Below are 13,085 nucleotides of genomic sequence, written 5' to 3' on the forward strand. Positions count from 1 at the left end.
AGTTTTTTCTTAAGATAAAAAAGCAACCCGCTTACCTTTTATAGCAAATAATTGTATATTGTCTTTTGAGCCAACCAATTCAGTAGGGATTTTTAATTTAAATCCTGATCTCATTAACATGGGATTATTAAAATAATTAGCCACATCAGCTCGATCCAAGCTAATGGCATCAATAAAGACAACTCGGTTATTAGAAATAACGCCTACATAATCTGCGGGTTTATTAGCATCGGTAAAAGCTGCCCAGCCGTATATTACAGTATAATCTCCTTCTTGGATAAGGGAATCAATACTTCCGCCAAGAACATCTTTTTCAGGGAAACGAGCCCAAATTTCTCCCTTAAGGTTAATATAAATTCCCTTCTCATCTTTGGATACCTGTGCATTCTTATTAATTAACTCGTAAGCTTCTCTTCTTGCAGTTAACTCTGCATCAGTATATTGATGGTTTTTTGGATCATTTAATTTTTTTAAACTTTCATATAAATCTGGATTAGGCACAAATCGCATTGAGCGCTCTACGCGCTCTTCTATAACAACATCAGGGTTTTCTTGTAAGACTAGTTGAATGAATTGTTCATTATCTGGCATACCCCAAAAATAAACTACTCGCTCAAATCCAGAGGAAAAGTATCTCGACATACGAGTGGTAAATGAGTCATGAAAAATTAGCAATCTTTTGGTTTTAGGTGGTGCATAGGTAGCCCCTGTTTTAAATGCATTTTGCTTAAACCCTAAAGGGTAAAGTAGCTGAGCTGGGTAAACATAATTTGTATCTGGCTCAGGAACAATATCTCCTTCTAACAAATTAAGCCTAGCCATTATCGCTAAATCTTTTTTAGCTTTTGGGGTATCCTTAAAATTTTCTTCTTTATATAAGATCGTATTTTGTACATAGTCCTTCCCTAATGACTTCATAATATTTAAGTATCCCACGTAAGCGCCATATGATGTCCAATGGGTATCTGTCTGAAAATAGAGTTTAGGATTATGCGGGCTTTTCTTTTCTTTCAAAGGAGAAAATAAATCTATAACGTAAGGATTAGAACCTAAATAAGTCATTAATTCTTGAAAACGAGAAGGAGTATGTCGTTTATGACTCGCAGGTAGATATTCAGTATAAATACTGTGTTTATCTGGCGGAATTACAAAACGATATTTTATTCCCCTACTAGCTAGCCATGAACCTTTCTCTTTTATGGTCAAAGCCCATTTCTCTAATTCCTCTGGTGAGAAATGCTCTCTCCCTTGTATATCTTCTAAACTTTTCTCATCACTATAAAATAACCAACCATTTTTCCCAACTATCACTCTAGGCGAGCCGGATTCCTTAAATAAATAATGAACAGCTTGATTATATAGATCTAAAAAATAACTACGAAAGCCAAAGTTGTCGTTAAAGTAGGCTTCAAAATCATGAGGGAATAGCTTCACGCCTTCTTTAGACAGAATAAGTTTAGGCCGCTTATTATGAACTCTTTGTTCTGCAGCATCAGTAGTTGTTAACTTAATTCCAATTAATGGCAGCGTTAATAGCATAACAAAAAAAAGAACGAGTAAATAATTAAAAAATTGTTCCTTATTTAAATTTTCCATATCAAAACCTAAAATAAATAAACGGGTTATATGTTGTAGTAGCTAGCTTAGAGAGGCTACCTATAAGAATAAATGATGTTACTGCGAAACGTGTGGTCATTAATGACAGACTAGCATCAGATAACTGTAGGCCTTCTACAGCTTTTATATAACCCTTTTGTACATGCGCAGGGAACAAACGGTTACGCCAATCACGCGCCAGAAAAGTTAAAATTGGGCAGGATGTGATGATTCCAACTATAAGGATAAAAAATGTATAGCTATTTAAATAAATAGCCATTTCTGGAGTAAACCCATGTCCGTGCCCCCCCAAAAACATAGTTTTGAGGTATACTAAAGCATAAATTAATGTATCAGCCCTAAAGAATACCCAGCCAATCATAACCATAAGTAGGGTATAGATATGGCCAATAAAGGCTGGCGCATGATCAATTTTTTTACCAAAATTACCTCGCTCAATTACCAAAAGCATACCATGAAACATGCCCCAAACTACGAAATTCCAGCTTGCGCCATGCCATAATCCGCAAAGAAAAAAAACAGTAAACAGATTCAACCGTACCCGCCACCAAGAACCTCTGTTTCCACCTAGTGGAATATAAAGATAGTCCCTAAACCAAGTTGACAAAGATAAATGCCATCTGCGCCAAAACTCTCGGACTGATCGTGAAATATAGGGATAATTGAAATTTTCAGTCAGCTCAAAGCCAAATAAGCGAGCAAGGCCAACAGCCATATCAGAGTAACCTGAAAAATCAAAATAAATTTGTAATGTATAGCAAATGAGGCCAAACCAAGCTATAGAAGTAGATAAAGAAGAATTAGGTGTATTAAATGCTTGATCAGCAATCTGGCCTAAGGTATTAGCAATAAGAATTTTTTTACCTAATCCAAATACAAAACGCTCTATGCCTGATGAAAATCTCGCTATTGAATTCGTTCGCTTTAATAATTGTTGAGCAATATCGTGATAACGTATGATAGGACCTGCAACAAGTTGAGGAAAGAATGAAATATAAAGGCCCATATTCAGCGGGTTTCGTAATACATAGCCTTGGCCTCTATAGACATCAACAATATAAGATATGGCGTGAAAGGTAAAAAAAGATATACCTACAGGTAAAATAATATTATGAACATCTAAATTGAAATGAAGTATTTTAAATAAAACTATATTAAAACTTGATATTAAAAAAGCAGCATATTTATAATAGGCTAGTGTAATTAAATTAACACTAACTCCAAATCCTAATACTAAAAATCGCCATCTCTTGTCCGAAAGAGTTGCAATACCTAGTCCAATTGCCCAGTTAAATAAAATAGAACTTATCATAAGTAGAACATACAATGGCTCGCCCCAGGCATAGAAAAACAAACTTCCTAAAAGGAGAATGATGTTTCTGTAACGGGGATGCAGTAAATAATATACACTAAGCAGTAAAGGTAGGAACAAGAAGAGAAAAACAGGAGAGCTAAATACCATAATCTTCCTTAATAAAAAATAGTCAAACAACATAGAGGAAACAAGTTATCATTTGACTTACTTGGATAACTGTTCCCCAACTCATGTTATGTGCCTTTGATTATTTAGTTTGCAATTAAGCAAACAATTCTGCTGTAGACAACGGCAAGCCTTGTCCATCTTTTAGTGAAACTTGTGGTTGCTCATCAGCGGGCCAATCAATCGCAAGATCAACATCATCCCATTTAATACAACGCTCATGTTCAGGCGCCCAATAATCGGTTGTCTTATAAAGTACTTCTGCAGTTTCTGACAAAACAAAGAAACCGTGTGCAAAGCCTTCTGGTACCCAGAGTTGTTTTTTATTTTCTGCGGAAAGTATTTCACCTACCCATTGACCAAACGTTGGCGAAGAAGCTCTAATATCAACAGCCACATCAAAAATAGCGCCTGAACATACTCGAACTAGTTTACCCTGCGCTTGTTTAATTTGATAATGAAGGCCACGTAAAACATTTTTTCCAGAACGCGAATGATTATCCTGAACAAAATGAGCTGGACGTCCAATGATTTCTTCAAAATGAGCTTGATTAAAACTTTCAAAGAAAAATCCACGAGCATCTTCAAATACCTTAGGCTGCAATAAAATTACATCTGTAATTTTTAATTGTGTCGCGTTCATTAAACTACCCCTTCACTAAAGTGCCTTTAAAGGCTTATACTCATTTCACTAATTACAAGGATAATAAATTATCAATCATTAAATAAAGAGAAGGAGTCCTTGAAATAAGCCTTATTAGGTTTAATTGTATTTAAACCAGTCTAAGGCCCACCTCTATGCGCTCCATATCAAGCCTTCAAAATGAATGAGTTTAACAACAAAAATGTATTAAAGGTTAAGTTAAATTAACTTCATAAATTAGCCTTCATTATGTTGTTCTGTGTCAGATAACACTTGCTCAAGTAGGAAAAAAGCTCAACTATCTTTACCTTAATTGTTGGTGGTGAAATCTTGCCATAATACTTTTTCAATTACAATATTTCACCCTAAGAAGGATTCAGGCTTGACATTTATAATGTGATAAGTGATTTTAAAAAATTATCATGGATACAGCCACAATATTTTACTTTTACATAAGTCAAAAATAGGCGTGTCGAGAATCACAGGTATTATTGTCTGTGTAACAATTTTCACTTTTACTAAAGACTGGTTGAAAAATTCCTTAAAGAACGCTCTACTAGCTCGAATATAATTATATTAGGGTGATGATTTTTAATTAATTCAACAAGCTTTGCATTCCTATTAAAAATATGAACTTGTATAGTATTATGAAAGTTATTACGTAAGAAAAATATTAGCGCTTCTGAGAAGCTATCACCAATGACCAAAGAAGTTAAATTGTTTTCGGCTGCATTATTAATAACTTCAGAAGGAAGTAATAGGCTGTTACCAGATGAAGCCCACGGATCTAATCTTTGCAAACCTTGTTCACTTTTGCTCCAGAGATCTAACGCTAAATTTGAAATATCAGGCATTGGAGAATTAGATTCACACTTATTAATTTGTAAAAAATTAGCCAAATCACCAATTTTAGTTGTCATAGGTAAAAAATCATAATCAATTTTTTTTATTTTTATACCCAATTTATTGACATAGTCAGCTATAGCTTGATAGGCAGCATAAGCTCCTAAAAAATTCCAGTGACTATCGCATTTTAAATAAATATCACCATATTTTTTACCTAAAGTAGATTTAGCCTGTATTTCAGTTTCTCTTAAATCAATAAAATGAATATGGTTTTCTTTTAATTCTTTAGTAATGAGATCATATCGACTTGGAAGAGGCGATTTCTTTATGTAATTAGGTAAGTATTCAGGGTAAATATTATGTTTATCTGGCGCAATAGTTACTAAAAAAGGGATATTGTTTCGTTGGGCAACTGTATACATTCGCTTAATTGCATTTATAGTCGATGTAATTTCTTCGCTAGTAGGTAATTTTTTACCCCCATACTGGTCTAAGGTTGAGTTATAGAAATTACCTAAAAACAGCCAACCATTTTTGCCAATAATTGTTTCTTTAGGTTTAGAACTAACTGCTAAAAAATAATTAAAATCACTCCATAATTTACTAAATGACGTTATTAAGAATGCTTGATCAGCAAACCAACCTTCTATCCGTTTAAAATTGGTTTTTCCTAAGCGTTTAATGTTAATCTCAGGTAAAGAATTAGGTTCACGATTCAATGAGGCTCGAATTTGCTCAGGATCCTTTTTAAAAAACAAGCCAATACTTGGGATAAAAATAAAGATTATAAAAGTTAAAATTAGTAATTTATCAGTAATTTTCATATAAAAAATTCATGTCATCAAAATTTAAAATAAAGAAAGGGGTTATAAGAATTATTACTTAAAGATAAAGTTGCTAGAAACAAAATTACTAAAGCCATAAAAATACTTACTTGTCTGTAACCTACAATCCAGGCCTTATACTGCTTAGTACATATAGAATTTTTTATTCTTTCTGTCGTGCCAAATGCCAATATAATACCCGTAAAGTAAATAGCTATTAATATAAGATTTAATGAACCTTCTATAGCTTTAAGACTAAGATCATTAGGTAGAAACATGGCTTTAAGAAAAGAAAATGCTTGTGTTATGTGCTCCTCTCTAAAAAATACCCAGCCTACTATCACCACTAGCATTACATAAGCATGACGTAAGAGCTTAGGTAGATGATTAATAAGAGTACCAAAAGAAGTTCTTTCTAAAATTAGAAATAAACCATGAAAAAGTCCCCAAAAAATAAAAGTATAACTGGCGCCATGCCAAAAGCCACATAAGCCAAAAACAATTAATAGGTTAGAGTAGGTTCGCATTTTTGATTTACGATTCCCGCCCAGGGGAATATAAACATAATCTCTAAACCAACTTGATAAAGAAATATGCCATTTACGCCAAAACTCTTGAATAGATAAAGAATTATAGGGAAACCTAAAATTTTCCTTATATCTAAAACCAAACATAAGGCCAATTCCTATTGCCATATCAGAATAACCAGAAAAATCAAAATAAATCTGAAGAGCATAGGCAATAGCACCCAACCAAGCTAAGGTAAAGGTTAAATCGGTTGTTGGTAAGCTAAAAACTATATCTGCAATTCTCGCAACTTCGTTAGCAATAATGACCTTCTTACCTAAGCCAAAACAAAATCGTAATATTCCATTGCGAAATCCAGCTCGAGTTATATAGCGTCGATAAAAAGAATGCCTGATATCGCAATAACGAACGATAGGTCCTGCGACCAACTGTGGAAACAAGGACACATAACCTACAAAAGTGATTAAATTTCTTTCAGCTTGAACTTTCTTCCAATAAACGTCAATGACATAGCTAAGCGAGTGGAAAGTATAAAAACTAATGCCCAGTGGTAGTACAATTTTACTAAAATTTGTAAGGTTTAAGTTTAAAAAATGATTGGCGGCTGCTATAAAAAAATTAAAGTATTTAAAATAGATCAATAAGCTTAACGAAGCAATAACTGATGTGATTAAATAAAGCTTGCGGTATTTTTCATTCTGACTATCGTGAATTAATATTCCACATAAATAATTAATAAAGATGCAAGCTAGCATAATAAAAATATGATCTTTCTCTCCCCAATAGTAAAAAGCTAAACTCGATAGGGCTAATATAAAATTCTGAATTCTTATACGCTTAAGAAAAAGAAAATACGTTAAATTAACACTAGGCAGAAAAAGAAATAAGAATATTAAAGAGGAAAAAACCATCCGATGCTGCCTTTTTATTATTAAACCAATTAAGAGCTAAAAACAGCCAATTATCCCTTTCTTGCTCAAACTAAAAGCTTCCTCAAGAAGCAGCATAAATTAGCATTTTTTAGTTTTATAAGAAAGTAACTTCTACGAAATCCAGTAATTATTTTTCTTTAAGAAACTAATTCTCTCTCAATAAAATATTTACAAAAACAAAATAATTATTTTAAGATGCTTAGTAAATTATTTTCTAAGACACTGCCATCAGAAATCATCCTAACCTAAAAGTCATCATTCTTATGTGCACCTATAACGGACAACGTTATTTGGTTGAGCAACTCAATTCAATTGTGAATCAAACGCATGATAATTGGGAGCTTTGGATTTCAGATGACGGGTCAACTGACAATACTCTTCATATTATAAGTAGCTATCAAAATCGCTACCCTGGTAAGCTTTACCTTTTTAATGGCCCTAAAAAGGGATTTGCATCTAACTTTCTATCCTTAATCTTTCGAATTAATAAAAGTGGTGACTACTTTGCTTACGCTGATCAAGATGATATTTGGGATTTATCTAAATTGACACGGGCGCTTAACTGGTTAGAAACCCAATCTCAATCTGTTCCTACCTTATATTGTTCTAGAACAAGGCTTATTAATGAACAAGGTCAAGAAATCGGCTTTTCTCCTCTTTTTCATAAAACTTCAGGGTTTCGCAATGCACTAGTCCAGAATATTGGTGGTGGCAATACGATGGTATTTAATTACGCTGCTGCTAATCTTGTAAAACTAACTAAGAAGGACTCTTCTCTAATTGCACATGATTGGTGGACTTACTTATTAATTACAGGAGCAGGTGGAGAAATATTTTATGACACCTACCCTACAGTTAACTATCGGCAACATCAAGCTAATTTAATTGGTGGCAATAGAGGATTGTGGGCGCGACTTAATAGAATTAAAAGAATGTTTCAGGGACACTTGAAACAGTGGATTGATCAAAATATTGAAGCGTTACTTCCTATTGAAGATATTTTAACAAAAGAAAATAGATTGATACTTCATCAATTTATTTCTGCGAGAAATTCTGCCCTCATTGTGAATATTTTTAAAATAAATCGCCTTGGTATCTATAGACAGACAGCTTTAGGCAATTTAGGTTTATTTGTTGGATCCTTATTTAAAAAACTTTAGATCTATCAATTTAAAGTCTAAAAAACTTCCAATCCTTACTCGACTTTTAAACGCAATAAAGCCAGTAATTTTATAGGATAACATTAGTGATATCAAAGAGCACCCGTCTCTTTAAGCTAGATTTTGATTAATTGCCGACTAATGTTTTATTAGCTTTCCCAGGCTCCTCACAGGCTAATCTTGGTACTAAATAACCAGGGAGTTTAGCTTGTAATTGTAAATAAAGCTTGCGTGCTTCTGCTAGAGGTAAGTCAAAATGCGCAGCACCTGCTACCTTATCTAATAAATGTAAATAATAAGGTAGTATGCCACAATCAAATAAAGTCTTACTTAAATCAACTAAGGCATTAATATGATTATTTACGCCCTTCAGAAGCACAGATTGATTTAGTAAAGTACAACCTACTTGGCTTAAAAGCCGGCATACAAATTTTACTTGATTATCTACCTCTTGCGCGTGATTACAATGTAAAACCATGACTTTATGCAGGGAGGTGGATTTTAAAATTTGTAAGAAATTCTCAGTAATTCGTTCAGGTAAAACAATGGGAATTCGAGTATGAAAGCGCAATATTTTAATGTGTTCAATAGTTTCTAACTGCTTAATAAAAGTCTCTAAAACTTTATCTGAAGCTAATAATGGATCGCCACCACTTAAAATAACTTCATAAATAGTTTTATCTTTTTGCAGATAATCAATTATCTTTTTCCAGCCTTCTTGGCCTGGGTTATTATCTTGATAAGGAAAATGTCTTCTAAAGCAATAACGACAATTTATAGCACAAATGCCTGTAAGGGTCAGCAAAACTCGGCCTTTATACTTATGAATCAAACCTGGTATCGGGTTACTTTGAGCTTCGTTTAAAGGATCTTGTATATAGTTTTCTACCTTATCCAATTCAAAATCAGTAGCGAGTACTTGTAATAATAAAGGATCATGAGGATTTCGCTTTTGCATCCGCGCCGCAAAGCTATAAGGAACTCTCGTTTTAAACTGTTTATCTGCTGCAGCGCTAGCAGTGTCAGTAGGCAACCCTAGAAATTTAAGTAACTCATGGGAAGAAGTAAAACTCTCAGCCAATATTTTTTTCCAACGCACAAAGGAATCTCGCATTCATTAGATATACTTGATAAACTGGTGCACTCTATCTAATTTAAAACCAAATCTCAACTGTGGAGCACTAATGGCCACCTATAGTACTAATGATTTAAAGAATGGTCTAAAAGTTATGATTGATAATGCCCCTTGTAGTATTATTGATTGTGAATTTGTTAAACCCGGTAAAGGGCAGGCCTTTACCCGTGTTAAAATACGTAACTTAAAAACTGGCCGCGTTGTTGAACGTACGTTTAAATCAAACGAAACCTTACCATCTGCAGATGTGGCAGATATTGAAATGCAATACTTGTATAATGATGGAGAACAATGGCATTTTATGGTCCCGGATACCTTTGAGCAGTATGCTGTAAATAAAGAAGTTTTAGCTGATGCTGAACAGTGGTTAAAAGAACAAGATATTTGCGTTGTCACCCTATGGAATAATGAACCTATTCAAGTTACACCGCCCAATTTTGTTGTTTTAACTATTACCGAAACCGACCCTGGTGTAAGAGGTGATACTTCAGGCGGTGGCGGCAAACCTGCTACGCTGGAAACAGGTGCTGTGGTTAGAGTGCCTTTATTCGTACAAACAGGTGAATTGATCAAAGTAGATACTCGTAAAGGTGAATACGTTTCACGTGCTAAGGAATAGCAAATGTTTGCCTCTCCTATACAGAGGGGCTTGTTACCCGCTTAATGGGTTTGAGCTTTAAACTTTTTCACTTTAGTCATCACATAATGCATAATTTTTGTTGCAATATCCTTTCCTGTGGCAAGTTCCATTCCTTTAAAGCCTGGTGATGAATTAGCTTCGCAAATTAGATATCCGTCTTGGCCAAATAGTAAATCGACGCCAGAAATATCTAAATTAACAATTTTTGTACATTCCAATGCTAGCTTAGCAATCTCAGGCGTTAGATCAAAAAGCTCTACGTCGCCTCCAAGCGAGTAATTAGCTTTAAAGCCAGATTTCGAGATACGTTGCATACAACCTACTATTTCTTGCCCTATCACAAGTATGCGTAAATCTCGACCATAACTACTAGCAATAAATTGCTGAACCACTAATTGTTGATTAAATTGGCTACCTAAAAGACCTGTTAAATCTTGAAAAGCCTCGAGAGTCTCACATAAACTCACTCCAATGCCACGTGCACTGGTCATATTCTTAACTACAAGAGGGAAACCAATTTCTTTTTTAATGGTTTCCAACGCAATAGGAAAATTAAGGGCCATTGTTTTAGGAACTGGTAACTGATAATAAGTTAATAATTGTCCGACTCGCATTCTATCTTTTACGGTTGCAATTGCTTCGGCTGTATTAATACTACAAACACCTAATAATTCTAATTGGCGAATTATATTAAGTGCGTGGTAAGATGTTTCTGCACCTAAGCGTGGCATAATAAAATCAGGCAAAGAAATTTTCTTGCCATTAAGTAAAATTATTTTATATTTTTGGCTAGCAACAATAAGCTCAAACTGCTCTGGCTTAAACACTTCAAGTTCAATTTGGAGTTTATTTGCAACAGCTAGAAAGCGATTTACACCATGATCATTTGTAGTTAATTCTTGTTTATTTCTTTTATAAAGTATCCAGCCTTTCATGACCTACCTCGCAAACTATTGTCACGTTAGAAATATAAGAGCAATGATTATTACTTTAGCTAATCTTATGCATTACATTTAATATGAGTACTTGGAAGCAATATTATTTTGTATAACATCAAGGACTGCAAGGAGAATTAGGGAATCCAGACAAAGTTTGCTAAAAACCATCTAAAGCAAACTAGAGCAGTTAGTGAAACTTCAGGGTAATACTCATTCAGAACAATCTTTAAGATTATGAATAGAAATAATCAAAGCTAAGTTAGCTTAAGAGAGCCAACTTAGCTTTCGTAAAACCTTATGGCTTTAATTAAAATAAATGCTGTATATTACCACTTACGTATATACCAGCCACGTGGATAGATCTTACAATATCCTAAGCTACAGTTCTGGGCTGGAATGCCTGAATAATAACGGGAAGTCCACTCCGGTTGATAACCATAAAAACCTACTGCATAAATATAATCTCTGTTATAACGCGGATTATACATTGATTCGTTAGTTGTACATCCTTGTAAGGTAAGCAATGACACAGCTAAAGGTATCATGACTTTTTTCATAGGTTCATCCATCCATGTTATGTATACAAATTATACGTTAATAATTATATTTTTACAAAATGACTTAAATATTGTTTAATAGGTCTATTGTTCAATGGAGGTCAGATAAAAAGCTATGTAATGTGAGAAATAAAGCATGATAGAATATTTGAATTTAATCCTGGCAATTTGATACCACTATATTAAAGGAGCGCTATGTCTTTAATAGAGGAACTTAAGACACTAAATTACAATAATTTTTACAAAGCCATAATTAGTACTACCTCGAAAAAGCATGGGGAAAGCCGATTACTTCCTTTTCGCCAATTTGGCGATGAACAAGTTTTGAGCATAATATTAACCAATGAAGAAATTGCTAGGCAAACCCTTCTGTATTTAGATCAATATATTGATACCTTTCTCATTGATATTGAACGTAAGCAAGAAATAAATTTGTGGAAAATAGCACAAAATACAGTAAGAAAAGGAAAAATTCTACCGCATAAGCCTAATGACATTACTGTCGAAGCGACCTACCATTTAATTAACCAATATTTTAATTACCAATTAAGTGAGAAGAAGATTTTAATTTATGGTACTGGCAATATTGCGGCAAAATTAGCATTGCGCTTAGCAGAGCATGATACTCAGCTTACTTTAACAGGTAGAAATGCGCTCAAAGCTAAACAATTACTTAATGCCTTAAATCTAGTTTTACCAGCTTATAATACACATGAAATAAAAGTATTTAATGAAGCCGAACAGTATGATGCTTTAATCACTGCAGTCTCCGCAGAAAGCGTCATTGAATGCTCATATCTTGATTATTTAAACTATAACGCTTTTGTTATCGATGTAGGTATTAATAATTTAACATCTTTTTTTATTGAAAAGGCGCCAGCCAAAAATGTTAGTATTATGCGACTTGATGTTAGAATAGCTACGCCAATACTACAAGCGCACGCGCAAATTGCTAGCTTTCCTTTCTTTAAGGAAATTGCAGGACACCTAGTATTGAAAGGAATCAGCTGTGTTGCTGGAGGCATCATCGGCAAAGAAGGAGACGTAGTGCTTGACACAGTTTGTCAGCCAAAACATATTATCGGAATTGCTAATGGTACAGGTGGATTAAAAAAGCATGAAAAGCACACAGACTGGGATAAACACCACATCAAAATTATCGAAAAAGCCTTATGATTATATTAAACGTGGAATAGATATTTTAATAAGCTTGCTAGCAATCATTCTACTTTTACCAATCTATTTAATTGTAGCTATTTGGATTGTAATTAATGATGGGTGTCCTATTTTATTTCTTCAGAAAAGAGCAGGTTACTTAAATAATCCTTTTTACATTTATAAATTTCGCACTATGAAATTACAGCAGCCAAAAAAACCTATTAGCTATTCTTGGCAAAATGGTGTACCCGATGATTTTGTTTTTAAGCAAGAGACAGATAATACTTATTCAATAAATCTTACTAGTGTAGGATCATTTTTAAGAAAATGGAGCCTTGATGAGCTACCTCAATTTTTTAATGTCTTAATTGGCGATATGAGTCTAGTTGGGCCTCGGCCTGAATTAACAGAAATTGCTGATTGTTATAATCAAGAACAATTCAATCGCCTAAAAGTAAAACCTGGAATTACTGGTTGGGCGCAGGTTAATGGCCGAAGTAATATTAATCATGGAGAAAAAATTAAATTCGATTTAGAGTATGTCAAAAACTATAGTTTGTGGATGGATACTAAAATTTTATTTTTAACTTTGCTTAAAGTTTTATTTAAGCAAGGTGCTGTTTAACC

The 13,085-nt window shown here is 33.8% G+C and carries 12 protein-coding genes; 4 read left to right on the top strand and 8 right to left on the bottom strand.

Features of this window, described 5'->3' with window-relative positions; all coding sequences use genetic code 11:
- Positions 1-9: 9 nt before the first annotated feature.
- The 5 genes from ACQUW5_RS09415 to ACQUW5_RS09435 form a co-directional block, all read right to left on the bottom strand.
- Positions 10-1,596: an alginate O-acetyltransferase AlgX-related protein gene (locus ACQUW5_RS09415; RefSeq protein WP_444990987.1), complete on the bottom strand. Its 1,587-nt coding sequence runs from the start codon at positions 1,594-1,596 to the stop codon at positions 10-12.
- Between the two features lies 1 nt (position 1,597).
- On the bottom strand, positions 1,598-3,079 hold the full coding sequence (locus tag ACQUW5_RS09420) for an MBOAT family O-acyltransferase (RefSeq protein ID WP_444990988.1): 1,482 nt from the start codon (positions 3,077-3,079) through the stop codon (positions 1,598-1,600).
- Positions 3,080-3,194: 115 nt separating this feature from the next.
- Positions 3,195-3,740: a dTDP-4-dehydrorhamnose 3,5-epimerase gene (rfbC, locus tag ACQUW5_RS09425; protein ID WP_444990989.1), complete on the bottom strand. Its 546-nt coding sequence runs from the start codon at positions 3,738-3,740 to the stop codon at positions 3,195-3,197.
- Positions 3,741-4,258: 518 nt separating this feature from the next.
- Entirely contained in the window at positions 4,259-5,410 is a 1,152-nt protein-coding gene (locus ACQUW5_RS09430; protein ID WP_444990990.1) for an alginate O-acetyltransferase AlgX-related protein, read from the bottom strand.
- A 17-nt stretch (positions 5,411-5,427) separates the two neighbouring features.
- Positions 5,428-6,849 (bottom strand): MBOAT family O-acyltransferase, encoded by a 1,422-nt coding sequence (locus tag ACQUW5_RS09435; RefSeq protein WP_444990991.1) that lies wholly within the window; start codon positions 6,847-6,849, stop codon positions 5,428-5,430.
- A gap of 284 nt (positions 6,850-7,133) precedes the next feature.
- Between ACQUW5_RS09435 and ACQUW5_RS09440 the strand changes: the two genes are divergently transcribed.
- Positions 7,134-8,030: a glycosyltransferase family 2 protein gene (locus tag ACQUW5_RS09440; RefSeq protein WP_444990992.1), complete on the top strand. Its 897-nt coding sequence runs from the start codon at positions 7,134-7,136 to the stop codon at positions 8,028-8,030.
- 127 nt (positions 8,031-8,157) lie between these two features.
- Here ACQUW5_RS09440 and epmB read toward each other — a convergent pair whose 3' ends face one another.
- A complete protein-coding gene (gene epmB, locus ACQUW5_RS09445; protein ID WP_444990993.1) occupies positions 8,158-9,144 on the bottom strand; it encodes an EF-P beta-lysylation protein EpmB in 987 nt (328 codons plus the stop codon).
- Positions 9,145-9,214: 70 nt separating this feature from the next.
- On the opposite strand from epmB, the gene efp reads away from it, so the two are divergent.
- Complete coding sequence (gene efp, locus ACQUW5_RS09450; protein ID WP_444990994.1) at positions 9,215-9,784, top strand: elongation factor P; 570 nt, start codon at positions 9,215-9,217, stop codon at positions 9,782-9,784.
- A 41-nt stretch (positions 9,785-9,825) separates the two neighbouring features.
- Here efp and ACQUW5_RS09455 read toward each other — a convergent pair whose 3' ends face one another.
- Together ACQUW5_RS09455 and ACQUW5_RS09460 are read right to left on the bottom strand one after the other, a co-directional pair.
- Positions 9,826-10,740, bottom strand: a complete 915-nt coding sequence (locus ACQUW5_RS09455; RefSeq protein WP_444990995.1) for an ATP-grasp domain-containing protein — start codon at positions 10,738-10,740, stop codon at positions 9,826-9,828.
- A 329-nt stretch (positions 10,741-11,069) separates the two neighbouring features.
- On the bottom strand, positions 11,070-11,300 hold the full coding sequence (locus ACQUW5_RS09460; protein WP_444990996.1) for a hypothetical protein: 231 nt from the start codon (positions 11,298-11,300) through the stop codon (positions 11,070-11,072).
- Between the two features lie 195 nt (positions 11,301-11,495).
- On the opposite strand from ACQUW5_RS09460, the gene ACQUW5_RS09465 reads away from it, so the two are divergent.
- Both ACQUW5_RS09465 and ACQUW5_RS09470 read left to right on the top strand, forming a co-directional pair.
- Positions 11,496-12,476: a hypothetical protein gene (locus ACQUW5_RS09465; RefSeq protein WP_444990997.1), complete on the top strand. Its 981-nt coding sequence runs from the start codon at positions 11,496-11,498 to the stop codon at positions 12,474-12,476.
- Complete coding sequence (locus tag ACQUW5_RS09470; RefSeq protein ID WP_444990998.1) at positions 12,418-13,083, top strand: sugar transferase; 666 nt, start codon at positions 12,418-12,420, stop codon at positions 13,081-13,083. The genes ACQUW5_RS09465 and ACQUW5_RS09470 overlap by 59 nt, the downstream gene beginning before the upstream one ends.
- The last annotated feature ends 2 nt before the right edge of the window (positions 13,084-13,085 follow it).

Source organism: Legionella pelazae (assembly GCF_052527395.1).

Coding starts and splice junctions, on each gene's coding strand:
- ACQUW5_RS09415 (WP_444990987.1), bottom strand. CDS start 1,596: ATGGAAAATTTAAATAAGGAACAATTTTTTAATTATTTACTCGTTCTT.
- ACQUW5_RS09420 (WP_444990988.1), bottom strand. CDS start 3,079: ATGGTATTTAGCTCTCCTGTTTTTCTCTTCTTGTTCCTACCTTTACTG.
- rfbC (WP_444990989.1), bottom strand. CDS start 3,740: ATGAACGCGACACAATTAAAAATTACAGATGTAATTTTATTGCAGCCT.
- ACQUW5_RS09430 (WP_444990990.1), bottom strand. CDS start 5,410: ATGAAAATTACTGATAAATTACTAATTTTAACTTTTATAATCTTTATT.
- ACQUW5_RS09435 (WP_444990991.1), bottom strand. CDS start 6,849: ATGGTTTTTTCCTCTTTAATATTCTTATTTCTTTTTCTGCCTAGTGTT.
- ACQUW5_RS09440 (WP_444990992.1), top strand. CDS start 7,134: ATGTGCACCTATAACGGACAACGTTATTTGGTTGAGCAACTCAATTCA.
- epmB (WP_444990993.1), bottom strand. CDS start 9,144: ATGCGAGATTCCTTTGTGCGTTGGAAAAAAATATTGGCTGAGAGTTTT.
- efp (WP_444990994.1), top strand. CDS start 9,215: ATGGCCACCTATAGTACTAATGATTTAAAGAATGGTCTAAAAGTTATG.
- ACQUW5_RS09455 (WP_444990995.1), bottom strand. CDS start 10,740: ATGAAAGGCTGGATACTTTATAAAAGAAATAAACAAGAATTAACTACA.
- ACQUW5_RS09460 (WP_444990996.1), bottom strand. CDS start 11,300: ATGAAAAAAGTCATGATACCTTTAGCTGTGTCATTGCTTACCTTACAA.
- ACQUW5_RS09465 (WP_444990997.1), top strand. CDS start 11,496: ATGTCTTTAATAGAGGAACTTAAGACACTAAATTACAATAATTTTTAC.
- ACQUW5_RS09470 (WP_444990998.1), top strand. CDS start 12,418: ATGAAAAGCACACAGACTGGGATAAACACCACATCAAAATTATCGAAA.